Source organism: Bacillus sp. J14TS2, assembly GCF_018333015.1.
Classification (GTDB): domain Bacteria; phylum Bacillota; class Bacilli; order Bacillales; family Bacillaceae_C; genus Lederbergia.
Genome location: NZ_BORE01000005.1, coordinates 228,500 through 245,092 on the forward strand (window position 1 = coordinate 228,500; position 16,593 = coordinate 245,092).

Annotated in this window: 12 protein-coding genes; 5 read left to right on the top strand and 7 right to left on the bottom strand. The window is 35.5% G+C overall.

All coding sequences use genetic code 11. The annotated features are described in order from the left end of the window. Positions 1-237 precede the first annotated feature (237 nt). A complete protein-coding gene (locus tag KI375_RS09890; protein ID WP_212973336.1) occupies positions 238-1,080 on the bottom strand; it encodes an AraC family transcriptional regulator in 843 nt (280 codons plus the stop codon). 377 nt (positions 1,081-1,457) lie between these two features. On the opposite strand from KI375_RS09890, the gene KI375_RS09895 reads away from it, so the two are divergent. Next, positions 1,458-2,789 carry an ABC transporter substrate-binding protein gene (locus tag KI375_RS09895; protein WP_212973337.1) on the top strand — a complete coding sequence of 444 codons (1,332 nt, stop codon included), beginning with the start codon at positions 1,458-1,460 and terminating at the stop codon, positions 2,787-2,789. Positions 2,790-2,875: 86 nt separating this feature from the next. Here the strand turns inward: KI375_RS09895 and KI375_RS09900 are convergent, their stop codons facing one another. Beyond that, complete coding sequence (locus KI375_RS09900) at positions 2,876-3,676, bottom strand: AraC family transcriptional regulator (RefSeq protein ID WP_212973338.1); 801 nt, start codon at positions 3,674-3,676, stop codon at positions 2,876-2,878. Between the two features lie 289 nt (positions 3,677-3,965). On the opposite strand from KI375_RS09900, the gene KI375_RS09905 reads away from it, so the two are divergent. From KI375_RS09905 to KI375_RS09915, 3 genes are read left to right on the top strand one after another with little or no spacing between them, the layout of a single operon-like run. Continuing rightward, entirely contained in the window at positions 3,966-5,270 is a 1,305-nt protein-coding gene (locus KI375_RS09905) for an ABC transporter substrate-binding protein (protein ID WP_212973339.1), read from the top strand. A 53-nt stretch (positions 5,271-5,323) separates the two neighbouring features. Then, the gene (locus KI375_RS09910; RefSeq protein WP_374706826.1) at positions 5,324-6,262 is read left to right on the top strand and encodes a carbohydrate ABC transporter permease; all 939 of its coding nucleotides are present in this window, start codon (positions 5,324-5,326) and stop codon (positions 6,260-6,262) included. 3 nt (positions 6,263-6,265) lie between these two features. Continuing rightward, entirely contained in the window at positions 6,266-7,105 is an 840-nt protein-coding gene (locus KI375_RS09915; protein ID WP_212973340.1) for a carbohydrate ABC transporter permease, read from the top strand. 311 nt (positions 7,106-7,416) lie between these two features. Here the strand turns inward: KI375_RS09915 and KI375_RS09920 are convergent, their stop codons facing one another. The 5 genes from KI375_RS09920 to KI375_RS09940 form a co-directional block, all read right to left on the bottom strand. Next, on the bottom strand, positions 7,417-7,560 hold the full coding sequence (locus tag KI375_RS09920; RefSeq protein ID WP_212973341.1) for a hypothetical protein: 144 nt from the start codon (positions 7,558-7,560) through the stop codon (positions 7,417-7,419). Positions 7,561-7,823: 263 nt separating this feature from the next. After that, on the bottom strand, positions 7,824-10,148 hold the full coding sequence (locus tag KI375_RS09925; RefSeq protein ID WP_212973342.1) for a glycoside hydrolase family 31 protein: 2,325 nt from the start codon (positions 10,146-10,148) through the stop codon (positions 7,824-7,826). A 69-nt stretch (positions 10,149-10,217) separates the two neighbouring features. Next, positions 10,218-11,786 (bottom strand): extracellular solute-binding protein, encoded by a 1,569-nt coding sequence (locus KI375_RS09930; protein ID WP_212973343.1) that lies wholly within the window; start codon positions 11,784-11,786, stop codon positions 10,218-10,220. A gap of 25 nt (positions 11,787-11,811) precedes the next feature. Continuing rightward, a complete protein-coding gene (locus KI375_RS09935) occupies positions 11,812-12,708 on the bottom strand; it encodes a carbohydrate ABC transporter permease (protein ID WP_212973344.1) in 897 nt (298 codons plus the stop codon). Between the two features lie 15 nt (positions 12,709-12,723). Continuing rightward, on the bottom strand, positions 12,724-13,710 hold the full coding sequence (locus tag KI375_RS09940) for an ABC transporter permease (protein WP_212973345.1): 987 nt from the start codon (positions 13,708-13,710) through the stop codon (positions 12,724-12,726). A 254-nt stretch (positions 13,711-13,964) separates the two neighbouring features. Between KI375_RS09940 and KI375_RS09945 the strand changes: the two genes are divergently transcribed. Beyond that, complete coding sequence (locus KI375_RS09945) at positions 13,965-16,199, top strand: helix-turn-helix domain-containing protein (protein WP_212973346.1); 2,235 nt, start codon at positions 13,965-13,967, stop codon at positions 16,197-16,199. The last annotated feature ends 394 nt before the right edge of the window (positions 16,200-16,593 follow it).

The window sequence follows — 16,593 nt, forward strand, 5'->3', positions numbered from 1 at the left end:
TTTGGGTGCGTAGAACCCCCTACGCACCACTTTTCCGCGTTTCGGCTGGATTTTGGGTGCGTAGAACCCCCTACGCACCATTTTTCTCCGTTTCGACTGGATTTTGGGCGTTCAGGCCATTTATTTGGCTCGGATAAAATAATCTCGGCTATAGTAGAAGTGCAAGGCGGACTCCACAGGATTACCCCGGATATCAACTATTCTCAACAAAAGGCGTTTATATCCAACTTTCAAGGACTAGCTTCCGTCTCTTTCATACGCAGCCCTATATGCCCCAGGGGTCATGCCATATTTTTTCTTAAACAAGCGAATGAAATAGTTTTCCTCCATCCCTACACGAGTGGCCACTTCCGAAACAAGTAGATTTTTTTCCTCTTCAAGTAAAAACTTCGATCTTTCGAATCTGATCTTTTCCAAATATTGATGAGGAGTCAATCCATAAGTCTTCCGAAACAATCTTGTGAAATGGTGATTAGAATATCCGGCCATGTTTGACAGAGAAGCTACCCTAAGTGGTTTCGCATAGTGTGTACGAATAAAATCAGCTACCTTTTGAACATGTTCATTTGGGGAATATGAATCGTTTTCAGGTCCATAGTTAACCTCAGATAGCTTTTTCAACTCTAACAGAAGAGAATATAAGTACTTTGATGCGTGCCACTGAGCATCTTCCTCATTCTTTTTTGCGATAAACCAAAGTTGTTCAATATTTTTCCAAATGACAGAAAACGGACGAATCGTCATCTTTTTTGTCTCTTGAAAATTTAATTGGCCAAGAACTGTATCTGCTAGTTTACCGTCAAAACCGACAAAACCAAGTTCCCATGTCCTCCTAGATAATGGGAAGTATTCATGGCTTGTTCCGGCAGGGATAATAATCACTTCTCCCGGTAATAATTCAAAATCACCAACCCCAAATAACCGAAAAATCCCCTTTCCCTCTGTTGCCAAAAAAATCTGATGGTAAGGTAATCCCACCGGTCTATTTAGATAAGGCTGATTATTCGACCCGATCGTCACTAAATGAAGAGGAATCACTTGTTCTTGAATTGACATCTGCTGAAAATACAATGAACTCATATTCTCACCTCCTTGTAAGGTTCAAATTGTCCGATTGATATGTTCCTAATATCCTATTTAGAGAATACAATCCATTATATGATTACACTATATCCCCTGAATCGTTGAAACTTTCCAACAACCTAGATAGAGAAAAATCCTCACGTTATCATCAATCTTTTGAAATCGTTTCATCAAAAGGAAACCGCTTTATTATTTATTACCTTACCCTCTATTTTGGTCTTGCGTCAAGAGAGGAATATCTTGGGGATATGGATAGACGTTTATGCAATAGAAAGTTCATATTCTTATAGCGAGGAGGTTCTTATCTGGATCAAATCAATAATCTATCCATCTTAGACTTTTGTCTAAATATCTTAAAAGAATGGAGATTTAACATGAAACTAGCTAATAGATGGCTTTTAATTGGGATCGTTCTCTTCTTAAGTTCACTTTCTATAGCCTGTTCAAAAACATCTGATAGTAGTGCTTCATTGAATTCTGACGAAATGGCAAACAATGAAGAATACAACGGAGAAGATGTTAGATTAACAATGATGCTTCCAGTCGATGAGGAAACGTTTGAATCACGTTTTAAAACACAGGTTGAAAAGCAATTCCCCCATATTGAACTTGAGTTAATTGAAGAGTCTATTGAATCAGAGAGGTTGCAAGAACTGATTGCCACTGGAGAAATACCCGATCTTATTTGGGCCCCAGGAAATTTCGAAGTGTTACACGAATTAGATTTGCTTGAACCACTCGACCCTTATATAAATCAGTTCAATTTTGATTTAGATATTTTTCAAGTGGGACTTGTAGACCTTGCCCGCTCTCTTGATCCAAGCGATGAAGGTCAACTATTTGGAATGCCACTTGAAAACATGCCCAAAGCTATGTTCTTTAATAAAGATATCTTTGATCTTTTTGGTGTTCATTACCCAAAAGATGGAATCACTTGGGAAGAAACGCTAGACTTAGCACGAAAATTAACTCAAGAAAAGAATGGGGTCCAATATAAAGGTTTAAGTATGGGCATTCATTCGTTTGCTTATTCTCAATTAAGTATCGAAGGGAGTGATCCTGAAACAGGAGAAGTCCTATTTCCAGCTGATCCTGGTACCACAAAGTTCTTTGAACTACTTGATCATTACAGGAACATTCCGAAAATGGTCGACCCAGATAGCGAATATAGTTTCACTGGTGAACAAAACGTGGCCATGAGCATTGGACAAATCCAATGGTTACCATTATTTAGCCAAGTAGAAGGACTTAATTTTGATATGGTTACAATTCCAACATGGTCTGACTTGCCAAATGTTGGTCCATCTACGTCACCCATGTTATTAAGTATCAATAAGCATAGTGAAAATAAAGCAGCCGCATGGGCGGTTATCGAGTTTTTATCATCAGAAGAAGCACAAATGCATTTATCCAAAATTGGTCATCCACCAACCATTGCAAATGAAAAAGTGATTGAGCAATTTGGTGCCAATATTATCGATGAAACGGAGAAAAGATATCAACTTTCCCCCATCTTCAATATGAAAAAGGCAGAAATACATGCTTACTCTAAATACGGACCCAATCCAGAATTCAATGAGAATGATTTCATTCACCAAGAAGCAAATGAGTTCTTAGAGTCCGACAAGGATATTCAATCTTTTATTCGAGAAATGGGAGAAAGATATGAAATCATTGTAAAAGAAATACAAGGTCAAGAAGAATAACTACTTGTGAGGGATGTAATGATGCACTCCCTCACACTCTCCTCCTAATTTCCTTCTAGAAACGAAGCAAATCTCTTCCTGCTCCTTTAGACAAATTCTGAAGAAGAAACGGTCGATTCTTGGTTTCTATACTCTTTAGGTGACATTGAGATAAACTTCTTAAACGTTCTCGAGAAGTATGATGCATCATAATATCCAAGATAATTCGAGAGATTATCTATAGTCATATCTGTAGCTAATAGTAAGCTGCATCCTTCCATTATGCGTAAATGATGGATATATTGAATGGGCGTGTACCCGGTAATTTCTTTAAAGACTTCAATGGTATAATTTGGTGAGCGATGAATTAATTTAGCTAGTTGGTTTATATCAATGGCTTCTCTATAATGTTCAACAATATAACGCTGGATGGTTTGAGCGTATTTTAACTTCATAGGATTCACTTGTGAAGATTGCAATTCTCTTCCTATACTCCCCAATAATTCCTGAAGGATGCCATCACAAATAAATGTATTGCATGTATTGTTTCCTCTTATTTCCATAAAAAGTTTTTCCGCTCGATGTTTAATATAGTTAAAGTTTTTCGACTGCAATTTTGTAAAATCATCCATAGTTAAAAATTCCGGAATATCTCTCATTTCTTTCGTTAGATGGAACAAAACTGTATATTTTTGATGCAATGTATGATTATGGTTTTTTCCAGTTCGATAGGATGACTCTGGGATAAACATAATATCCCCTGGCTCTAAAATAAGTCGCTTATTATTAATCATATAGTCGACTTTCCCCTCAAGCACAATCACAAGGACATTCCATGGGATCTTTTCTAATGGCGTTTGCCAATTAGGAATAAAACAATCATTATTGACCGAATGAAGAGATAACATAGTTAGGCACCTTCCTAAATGGGCTTCATAACAGCAGTGGGAAATTATACCAATTTAAATATTATTAATAGAATGAAAACTCGTACTTCCTATAATAAAGTCTCTATTATGACAGCTTCTCCTTCCCAAGAACCCTCATTTATAAAATTATAATAGTATGAAATTGTACATGAAATCAGAATTATGTACATAGTCCAAATTATTATATGTATTATATAATACCAGCAAAGGGATGTGAACCGCTTACACCTTTTAATAAGAGAAAATCAATTAGAAAGGGGATATGGAAATGAAATTAAAATTTTCATGTACAGTTCTATCAATATTTTTAGTTGTAACTTTTATCCTCACTGGATGTAGCAGCAGTAACTCAACATCCAAAGACTCAAAAGATCAAGTAACGATCAGAATGGTTTGGTGGGGAAATAAAGAAGTTCATGAACGCACACAGAAAGTGATTGATTTATTTGAAGAGCAAAACCCAGATATTAAAGTCTCCACAGAATTTACTGGTTGGGATGGTTACTGGGATAAATTGGCTACTCAAGCAGCTGGACAGAATATACCTGACGTAGTAAATATGGATATCCAATACTTGTCGGAATATGTTGATCGCGATCTATTACTTGATCTAAATCCATATATCGATAAAGGGATCTTAAATTTCGATGATGTGGATGATTCTCTACTAGATGGTGGCATAATCAATGGAAAATTATTTGCCGTCAATCAAGGAACAAATTCTCCCGCTCTCACATATGACCCAGAAATGTTGAAAGAAGCTGGTATTTCAGAAATAGAACCTGGTTATACATGGGATGATTTTATAGATATGGCAAAAAAATTGAAGAATCATTTCGGCGATGACTCTTATGTATCTGTTCCTCAAGGTTTCAATGATTTTGGCTACTACCTTCGTCAGCACGGCTTATGGCTTTATAACGAGGATGGAACTGGATTGGGATATGATGATGATCAATACTTAGTTGATTTTTTAGAAATGCAGCAAAAATTGAGGGAAGAAAATATCACACCTCCACAAGATGTGATGAATAGTGTACAAGGTTTAGAAGATGAATTAATCGTGCACAAAACGTCTCCATTTCATCCTTTAACAAGCAATGAATTTACAGCGATTCAACAAGCTGCCGATCGGCCATTGGAATTAACGATTTTTCCTTCCCTAGAGGGGGGAGAGTACGGCCAATATTTAAAACCTGGCCAATTCTATGCAGTTAGTTCACACTCTAAACATCCTGAGGAAGCAGCCAAATTAGTCGATTTCTTTACAAATAGTACAGAAGCACATGAGATTTTAAAAGCCATCTATGGCGTGCCAATTTCCAGTAAAGTTCAAGAACATATTACTCCTCTTGTCGATGAACCGACAAAACAAATTTTTGACTATATCGAACTAGTAAAGGATTATTCTAGTCCAATTTCACCACCCGAACCATCTGGACATGGCGAAATTAGCTCGATGTATACTCGCGTTCTAGAAAAGATTAATTTTGGCGAACTGACGCCAGAAGATGCCGCAAAACAATTTCGCAGTGAGGCAGAAGCTCGATTAGCAAAGAATACAAAAGACTGATAGCTTGTAAACATCTTGAAAGTTAACAATCATTTTAGCTTGGAGGTATTGACTTGGTTAACACAAAACTTGCTAGAAATACGAACCCCAAAAAGGCTTATTCAAATAGAAAGAGTTTAAAAGAAAATGCCATCGGGTTTTCATTTATTGCACCTTGGCTCCTTGGTTTTCTTGGATTTGTGATCGGTCCAATGATTGCCTCCCTTTATTTATCTTTTACAGATTACGATATCCTATCCAGTCCCAACTGGATAGGACTCGATAACTATGTACGAATGTTTACGGAAGACCCGCGCTTTATCACTTCATTAAAAGTTACATTTTTGTTCGTGTTTATCTCCGTTCCGTTAAAGCTGGCCTTCGCGTTGTTTATTGCGATGCTATTTAACGGCAATCATAAAGGAGTAGGCTTCTATCGAACAGTGTATTATGTTCCATCGATTATTGGTGGAAGTGTCGCGGTCGCAGTAATGTGGCGTCAACTATTTGGTCAAAATGGAGCGATTAACGATATTCTAGCGTATATCGGTATAAAGGGGATTAACTGGGTAGGCAGCCCAGATACAGCGCTTTCTACTCTCGTTTTATTAGTCGTTTGGCAGTTCGGTGCGCCTATGCTTATTTTTTTAGCTGGTCTTAAACAAATACCTACGGAGTTATATGAGGCAGCTTCTGTGGATGGGGCAAATTGGTGGAGAAAATTCATTAAAATTACACTTCCAATGCTGACACCTGTTTTATTTTTCAATTTGGTGATGCAAACCATCAATGGCTTTATGACATTTACTCAAAGCTTTATTGTAACTGAAGGGGGACCGCTGGATCGCACCTTATTCTATGCAGTATACCTTTATGAGAAAGCATTTGCCCATTTCGATATGGGATATGCCTCTGCGATGGCTTGGATACTATTAGTAATCATCGCTATCTTTACAGCCTTGATATTCAGATCATCATCAGCTTGGGTATATTACGAATCGGAAGGAGAATAATGAATGACCCCTAAGATTTCTTCAATTATATATCATGTTCTTGTCTCACTCTTTGGATTAGTGATGATCTATCCAATCATATGGATGATTGCAAGTTCTTTAAAAGCGAATTCCGACATTTTTGTCAATGCTGCGTCACTCATCCCTTCCCCCATTGAATGGACAAACTATGCCACTGGATGGGAAGGGTTTGGGAATGTCGGCTTTGATGTGTTTTTTAGAAATTCAGCCATTATCACCATTTTTGTTGTTGTGGGCACAATATTATCATCCTCATTCGTAGCTTTTGGCTTTGCGCGTTTGAAATTCAAATTCAAGTCATTATTATTTGCTTGTTTACTAATGACGATGATGTTACCTATGCAGGTGACAATGATTCCACAATATATTCTTTTTGATAAATTCAATTGGGTCAACACATTCTATCCGCTGATCGTACCGGCCTTTTTGGGTGGAGGACCCTTCTTTATCTTTTTATTAATTCAATTCATAAAAGGAGTTCCTAGAGAATTAGATGAAGCTGCTATTATTGATGGGTGTAGTACGTACGGAGTTTTCTGGCGTGTCATTCTACCTCTATGTAAACCAGCTTTAGTAACAGCAGCGATCTTTGCCTTTATGTGGACATGGGATGACTTTCTAGGCCCTTTAATCTATCTAAATGACACAGCCTTATACACTATCTCCCTTGGACTGCGAATGTTCGCTGATCCGTCTGCCGTAACAAACTGGGGAGCAATGTTTTCGATGGCAACCCTTTCCCTATTGCCCCAATTCGTTGTATTTCTATTCTTCCAAAAATACCTGGTACAAGGAATTGCGACTACAGGAGTGAAGGGATAAAAAACATTAATTTTAAGAAGAAATTCTCAAAACCTTCGGGAATACTTGTCTTTGCGGGCGAGTGTTCCTGAAGGTTTCATATTTGATATTTCGTGTTCTAACCCTTATTTTCTTGATCCTATCAGCATTACATATTTGCTTGCGATGATAAAAAAACCAATATTTAATATACCTAAAATTAAACTGCTTTCCACTCCCTTTATTTTTTGGTTTATTTATGTCATAATGAGAATATACTAATAAAGAGAAGTGCTTTGAACACTTCTCCCGCAACCTCTACCGTCAGGGTGATGGTTGTCAAAAAATTAGATTTATTTTCGAGATCCACCCTTTTGCTTGTGACGGCGTCGGGTGGTTTTCTCATTTTCTAGAAATGCCTTTTTAAAGAAGTGTGCACTGACAACACGCACAATCCCTTTTAAAACTTCTCTTTGAAAATCAAGAAATGTCTCCATGATTATCACCTCCCTCCCTAAAAATGGAAAGAAGTATGACAACCAACCACCCAAACAATATTCAGTTGCTAGTTTGATATTATCATGCTTTTGTGAAAGTCTACCAGAAAAGCGAACAAATTTCCCCCTTTATATTGAGAAACAGCCAATAAATATAGTAGTATGTTCTTCTAAAACTAGAACAATGTGATCTTTCTCCATAATAATCAGTCGTTCAATCTCAATCTTTTTAAATTCTTTCCATAACCTTTTACATTTATCGATTACGCTTGTGTCACTTTCCAATTTTCAAAATTAATATTTGTAGATTCAGATTCTATTATATTAATCCTCCTATTTTTGATAGAACCCCTCACTAATTTGCGCGAATTCTTTTCTGGCAATGCTATAATCCACTCACTATTTGTTTCGCCATAAGCTACCAAATTTATTTGGCTCCAATCCATATCATGGGTACTTTGTGCTATTGGAATATGTGCAATAACTGTTCCTTCCTTTACTAATATAATGATTGGGATATCTCCTGATTCTATTTCATGCCAAGTACCACCTTGATATTTTCTGTTTGTTTGGTAATCTATCCAATTACCGGGTGGTAAATAAATATTTCTTTTGGTTTCTTCTTCTTCAAATAATGGAGCTACTAAAAGGTCTGCACCAAATAAATATTGATCCTCCACGTCCCAACTCCCGGGATCACTAGGATACTCTAAGAACAGAGGTCTTAGCATTGGTAAGCCATTTTTTGCACTTAATACTGCTTGAGTATAAATATAGGGCATTAATTTATATTTTAACTCCACCGCAGAGCGGAAATCTCTTACAAATTCCTCATCGTAAAACCATGGTTCCTTTGGTGGAGCTCCATGACAGCGACTATGAGAGGTTAGCATCCCGAAAGGCATCCATCTTCGGTATAGCTCACGGGGACTTTTCTTTACAAATCCGCCAATATCATGACTCCAGAAGGAGAATCCTGTTAAACCAAAAGATAGACCTGCTCTTAATGAAGCTATCATCCCATTATCAGTATTTTCTACATCGCCACCCCAGTGAACAGGATATCGTTGACTTCCTGCCCAAGCACTTCTCCCCCATATAATGGAGTCTCCTGTAACAGCTTTTGTTATATCTGAAACAGCTTTATTGTAACGTAATGGATAAAGGTTATGCTCAAGCCAGCCGCTTTTACCAGATGCATATTGACCTTGAACAGGAGCAGCCTCACCAAAATCGACCTTAATTGCACTTACACCTATGTCTAATAGATTTTTAATATGACTTTGATACCAATTAACCGTTTTAGGATTGGAGAAATCAAGAATTGCATCTTCTGTTGGCAAACCACCATTCGCATTTGTTATAGCTAATCCCTTTTCGACAATCTCTTTATACAAATCATTTGAAGGAGTGAAATAAGGGATTTGCCACAGACTAATATGATATCCATCCATTTTCAAATCAGAAATCATTTTCTTTGCATCCTTAAATCTGGAATGGGAGAACAAATAATTGCAACGCCAATCCTTTTCAAACCAACCTGTATCCAAATGGATCACATCACATGGGATGCGGTGTTCACGTAACTTACGAGCTACTTCTCTCGTCTCATCTTCTGATTTATACGTTATTCTGCCCATCCATAACCCAAATGACCATAAGGGAGGCACTTCACTCTTTCCAGTAAGGGAAGTATAAGCCCCCAACACTTCCTTTGGTTCCCCAAAAAAGAAAAACAAATCTAGTTCATCTTCACCGACATATACAGTGTTTGCCCCATCGTTTGAGTACCCAAAATCACAAGTAATTGGACAACTATGATGATAAAACATCGCATAACCTTCGCTACTTAAAAAGTAAGGGATTGGTTTATACATATCCTCTGTTTGACCACTTAACGCATCTCTAGTAAATAAATCTATCTTTTGACCACGCTTGTCCATTTTCATAAATGATTCTCCCGCACCATAAATTTTCTCATATGGTGAAAGGGAGAAACTTGCAGAAATACTTCGCGACATATCTTCAATGGATCGGTTAAAGCTAAATGGAATGGGATTAGAATTTTGTAGTGCTTTCCCCTCTGTCATGTTAATAGTTTTTGTTAATAGCTTCCCTTTTTCGTTATGGAATTCTATTTTCCAAGGACTATGCTCTACTGTAATAGCACCATATTGACTCTTGTATATACTTTTATTTTCATTGCTATTATCTAGCTCCCATTCTCCACCTGCTGTTATAGGGCTAGTAAGCATTAGACTATCACGATCTGCAAACCTTTCCCTTTTTGCAGACACTCTAATACGTATAGTTCTATCATTAATAAAAGTAATAGAGAATGGTAATATAGGTGATTCTATATATTCAGGGAACTCCCAAGATTTCGTTTCCTCAAATGGGAAAGTATATTTATTGAACGAAAACCTAGGTTTCCGTTCAAATCTATTCCATTTTATTGTTCCTGCTGCATCTTCTGCATCAAAATAATCCGTTTGATTTGGTAAAAAATATGTGTTTTCCAACTTAGAGAATGATTTGCTAATATCTGGCGCATCTCCAAGGTATGGAATATCACAATGATGTGTCATGATTTAACCTCCAAATATAATTAATAACAAGAGCATGTTTTCTTTTCAATGACTTCCATCTTTTAAAGTTTAATAGTTATCATAAGCATTTTGGTAAATTTCTTTAAATCTTTCTAGCCCCATATTGTTTAACTCTTCTATATAACTATCCCAATTATCATCAACACCGCCTTCTGAAATCCATTCAGCCCACTTTATGTTTACCAAGTTTTCTAAGTCATTTCTTATAATCGAAAGTTCATTTCTTTCTTCAGGTGAAAACTTTAATTTCGGTAAAATATCCGCAGTTTCCGGGTAATACTCAGACAATACCTGATCCTGCTCTAACCTTTCTTTAATTGATGAAGGTGGTATCAATTTTTGATTTAATTCCTCAGAAATATACATTAAACCTTGATCAACGAGTGAATTGGTCCATTTCCATTCATCCTCTGTAGCCCCGTCCTGAGGGGGCAGTACAACATATTGCCCATCTTTTTCCTCCACACCAATATCAAATGACCCGTAATATCCTTGAGCTGAGCTTTCTTCAGTATAAAAGCCATCTAACCACTCAATGATTTTTTCCGGATTTTCAGTATCTTTTGCAACGACTGCTCGATTAACTTGAGCACTTAAGCCAATTGGATCTGCCATCCAAAGAGGTGTAATCGTCGAATCAGCTGCCACAGGCATTAGTATTTCATATTGATCTTTCCACTGACCAACACGTTGTTCGATAGACCAGCCAAATGTAAGGCCTACTGTAGCAGCTTCAGTTCCTTTGGACCGTGAATTAAATTGCGACCAATCTTGGGTAATCACTTCTTGATTTAACAACTCATCCTCATACAATTTATTCATAAAGTTAATTAATTTCTTATAATCCTCCGTAGTCGGAAGGAAAATGAACTCATCATCTTTTACGGTTAACAGATTATCAAAAAAAGAATACGTGTAATTTCCGTATGCCCCTATCATTTCCAAGGTACCCCATTGACCGATTGTAGAATTATAATCGAATGGGATCTCATCATTTTTACCATTTTGATTTGGGTCTTCTTCTTTAAATGCTTTCAGAACGTCATATAGTTCGTCAAATGTAGTAGGAGCTTCTAATTCGAGATTGTCTAACCATTCGCGATTAATCATAGGAACACTAATACTTTCAGGGCGATGTGGAATAATTGATGGGAGACCATATATTTTCCCATCAAAAGTAGTGGCTAATTCTTTTATTTCAGGCATTTCATCAAACATTCTTTTTATATTTGGGGCATGTTCCTCAATTAAATCATCTAAAGGAAGAAATAAGTTTTCGTAGGTTGCTATGTCTTCATCATCAATAGCTGATATAAAGACATCTGGTATATCTCCACTAGATAAAATCGGATTTTTCTGTTCCTCCCAACCACTTCTGACTAAGGTCCAATCAACATTTACCCCGGCTTCTTTTGAGATATCTTTAATATAAGGGATTTCATCCAGATCTTTTGTTTGGGCATTAATAACGGCGGTTACCTCTATTTTAGTATCTCCGCTACCCCCACTCCCGGAAGACTTTTTACTTGTATCTGATGATTTACTACAACCAATAACTAAAATGCTGCATAATAAAATGATGAAAATCATACTACTCTTTCTATTTAAATCCACCATGTTTTATCGACTCCTTTAGATATTTTTAACCTTTAAGTGAACCAATCAGGACACCTTTTTCAAAGTATTTTTGGATAAACGGAAAGAAAAGAATCATAGGTAATGATGATACGATAATAACACCGTATTTAATTAAATCTGCCTTTTGTTGAACAGTAATATCGCCCAAACTTACTCCCTGTCCACCGCTGCTGAAGGCTTGATTCATAACAAGGATCTCTCTTAATATAAGCTGTAACGGAAATAATTTATCGTCATTTAAGTAAATTAGTGCCTTCATATATTCATTCCAATATTGAACACTGTAATATAGCATCATCACGGCAATAATTACTTTAGAAAGCGGGAGAGCCACTTTGACAAAAAATTGGAAATCTGAACAACCATCCAATTTAGCTGATTCTAATAATTCATGAGGAATAGTTGTTTGAAAAAATACTCTTGTAATGATTAAATTAAAAACGTTCACAGAGAATGGAATAATCATAACCCATATGCTGTTCGTTAAACCAAATCCTTTGACCGTTAAATAAGTTGGAATTAATCCTCCATTAAAAAACATAGTGAATACGAAAAAAAAGGTTAGTATTTTTCTTGCTCTAAAATCATATCTTGAAAGGGCATATCCTGCCGGTATCGTAAATAGTAAACTTGCTAAGGTACCACCGATCGTATAAATGAGAGTATTGGTAATCCCTGTCCAAATCCTCGAATCTTGAAATATTTCTTTGTATCCTAACATCGTTATCCCTTTTGGTAGTAACCATACTTCCCCATTTGCTACAGCTGAAGGATTACTAAAAGAGGCCATAACAACAAAATACAAAGGATAAAGGACAATAATAAGCATAAAAGCACAAATTATTCCTATTGCAACTTTAAAATACTTATCAGTGGAAGAGTCCTTAATTGTATTGTTCATAAAATGTTCTCTCCTCTACCATAAGCTATTATCACTAGTCTTCCTTGCGACTTGGTTAACGATTACTAAAACAAGAAAGTTTATCATTGTGTTGAAAAATCCTATTGCTGTAGAGTAACTAATCTGATTTGATAAAATACCAATTTTATATACATAGGTTTCAATCACTTCTGAAACTGGTAAATTCATAGGATTCTGCATCAAGAATACTTTTTCGAAACCAACAGTTAGAAGAGAGCCAGCGTTTAAAATTAAAAGTATAACCATTGTTGGTATAAGATAAGGTATATCAATCTTTACCATTTGTTGCATACGACTGGCACCATCAACCTTGGCCGCTTCATACAGTTGCGGATTGATACCCGAAAGTGCAGCAATATAAATAATGCTATTCCATCCTGCATGCTGCCAAACTTCTGATAATACGAAAATAGAGCGAAAATATTGTGTCTTCCCCATAAAGTTAATTGGTTCAATGCCTACGAATGATAATAGATTACCTACAATCCCTATTGAGGGTGACAAAAATACGATTAACATTCCTACTATCGCTATAACAGAAATAAAATGTGGGATATAAACAACCGTTTGCATTAAACTTTTTGCACGTGTATTCCTTATCTGATTAAATAGAAGCGCGATCAAAACAGGGATCGGAAAACCCACTATTAGAGAATAAAAACTTAATAGAAATGTATTCTTTATCAAGTTCCAAAATTGATGAGAATTAAAAAATCGTTGAAAATATTCTAGCCCTACGAATTCTCCACCCGTCAATCCCCTTGATGGATCAAATTGTTTAAATGATAATTGGAGGCCGTACATCGGCAGATAGTTGAATAATAAAACGATTGTAAAAGCTGGTAACACCAGTAAATACAGTTGATAATATAACTTTACATGTTTTATAAACCTTTCTAATAACCCTGTTTTACTATTTACAATATCCTTGGTATTTATAGTTGGATGTTCCAAGCAATCCCCTCCTTCCCCTTCATACATTGGACTAGCAATTTACTTTTAATACGCTTCACATCCCTCTGGAATTCTTTAACGCTACAGCTTTGCGTTGAAATAATTCTATAAAGTATTCGCATAAATTGTAAACGCTCACATCTATGTACTATTCAATTTTTGCTGATATCAAAAATTGAATAGTTGTAATTATTGAATATCACAAGTACTTTTTATTCTATTTTCTTATGATATAATCCGTGTAAGCGCATACTTTTTTGTTTAAAAGGAGGCTATCTATTGTGAAGAAATTCGGGAATAAAAGAGTCTTATTAAATTTTCTTATTTCCTATATCCTCGTTTTACTATTACCTGTCCTTGTCCTATTAGCCTTTTTTTATCCTAAGAGTTCAGACATTATTTATGATAATGCCGTGGAGAAAGCTAACTCTATACTTAGACAAACAGTGAATCATATAGAAATGCAATTGAGGAATATCTGGTACTATCCATATGCCATACATAAAAATTCTCATTTAGAATTTGATACTTTTGAGGAAAAGGACTATTTTAACGCTTATAAAATTTCACAGGAAATGCAAAATATGTTTGGTTATAATTCTTTTATAGAAAAGGCTATCTTATACAATAATAGAACAGAAACCTTTTATTCTTTTCCAGGGACCTATACATTAGATGACTTTAATAATCGTGAAAAAACGTTCTATTACTTAGATTGGGATAAAGAAGAAATGATGAGTAAATTAAATGAATTGGAAAATGTAGAAATTCGACCTGCTAGTAGCATCATGGACCGGAGTATAGGGAAGAAACCTTTTAAAGGTATAACAATCATGATGCCAATCCCCGGGAAAGGAACGTACTCATATGGTGTTCTTCTCCTAATTATTTCAGAAAAAAATTTCTCCCCATATAGTAATCGTGCTAATGAGATCAATCATAATATTCTCGTATTAGATAATAAAAAATCGATTTTAGCGCAATCAAATCATCAACTAAACATTGATGGAGTTTCATTAATGAAGAGGTTATCAGAAAGCAATGAACCTTCCAGTCAAATAAAAATCGGAAATAAGACCTACATGATTAACATGCAAAGGTCCAATATATATGGATTGAATTTCGTTAATTTAACACCATTAGATGATATTCTTTCTGAGATTACACAGCTAAAAAGAAAAACTTTATTATTGGTTCTCTTGATATTAATCATCGAAGTGGGATTAATCATTATCCTTATGCGTCTGAACTATAATCCTATTAAAAAGCTTCGCCAAAGCGCTCTTAAGGCAATTAGCGGTGAGTCTCATCTTGAAAAGACTGAATATGAAATCGTCTCTTATGCATTTGACAATTTACAAAAGGAAAATAAAGAACTTGTTAGCAGAGAAATGTTAAATAAGAATATTTCAATGGAATACTTTTTTATTCAATATCTAAACAAAACATCGGCTGACAATCATAGAATGATTGAGCAAGCTCATGCACATGATATAAAATTAAATAATAAAGTATGCTGTATCACATTTTTTACAAAAGATAGAAATATCTTTACATTACTTGCATCTTTAGAGAGATTGATTGATTTAAATGATGAGCTAAACCTTATATCCTGTTACAGAGTAAAAGGTATTCGTCATGAGGATTTTATATTAATATTATCTTTTGATCGGGAAGAGCAGATAAAGCCATTCATTTATAAAATTCATAGCATGGATAACGGTGTGAAGGTCGGAATTGGTACAGTAGAAGATGTTGGTTTATTAAGTCACAGCTACACACATAGCTTAGCCGCATTGGAACTTGCAATTTTAAATAGAGATCTTCACATTATGAGCTATTACGATATCAATATTAAAAATTCAAAGGAAATTAGTGAGTTATTCAAAATGATTAATATCATTGAACTTTCTATAACGCGAGAAGACGAAAAGCAATTTAATAAACATTTGAATAAATTAATAAATGTAATAGAAAATGACATCAATCGCATTTTTATTTTAAATATTATCTTTACAAATACATATAATGTGTTCGTAAAAGCCCTAAACAAATTCGGCATTAATGAAGAATACTGTTATGTCGTCCCTGAAAAGGATTTAAATATTAATGAACTTACAAAAAAACTATTAGAGAAGGGACATAAGGTAAGGGAGCATTTATTAAAAAAGAGCACAATGAAGCAAATAGAAATCTCCCAAGTTTTACATTTTATCGATGAACACTATTGCGAGGAAAATATATCATTACAAAGATTAGCTGATGAATTCAATTTATCATACTCAAATTTCAGTAGATTTTTCAAACAGCAGACTGGCGAAGGATTTGTAGAGTATCTGGAAAGAATCAGGCTTGAAAAAGCAAAAAGATTATTGAGAGAAAGTAATGAAACAATTAAAGACATTGCTAAACAAATTGGTTATTTCAATCCCAACAGCTTTACACGTCTGTTCAAAAAGGCAGAAGGTATTACCCCAGGAAATTATAGGAAACTATTTGCTGTAAAAGCAAAGTAGGTGTTAAACTTCACTTGCCTGCGAGAAAATGAAGCTTGAATATGCATTAAACATATAAACATAAACCCATTTTAATGATGAGGCCGGGACAAAACTAAAATGTTAAGATCCAAAGACGAACGATGTATTACCTTAGCGAAGGAAATATACTTAGACTCCTGCGGGAAGTGAGAGTTCGGCAAGACCCCGGAAGGCGAAGCCTGAGGAGACTTGCCACTCGACCGCGGAAAGCGAAGGATATTTCCGGAACGAGTATATACACCATATTAGTTCGTTTTTTTCTTTGGTGAAAATACTTTTGTCCCAGCCTCATGTATTTTTATTATCTATGCAAACCGATTAAATTGCCTGGAGAACTAGCACACAAATATAGTAGGTTGTCCAAAATAATAGA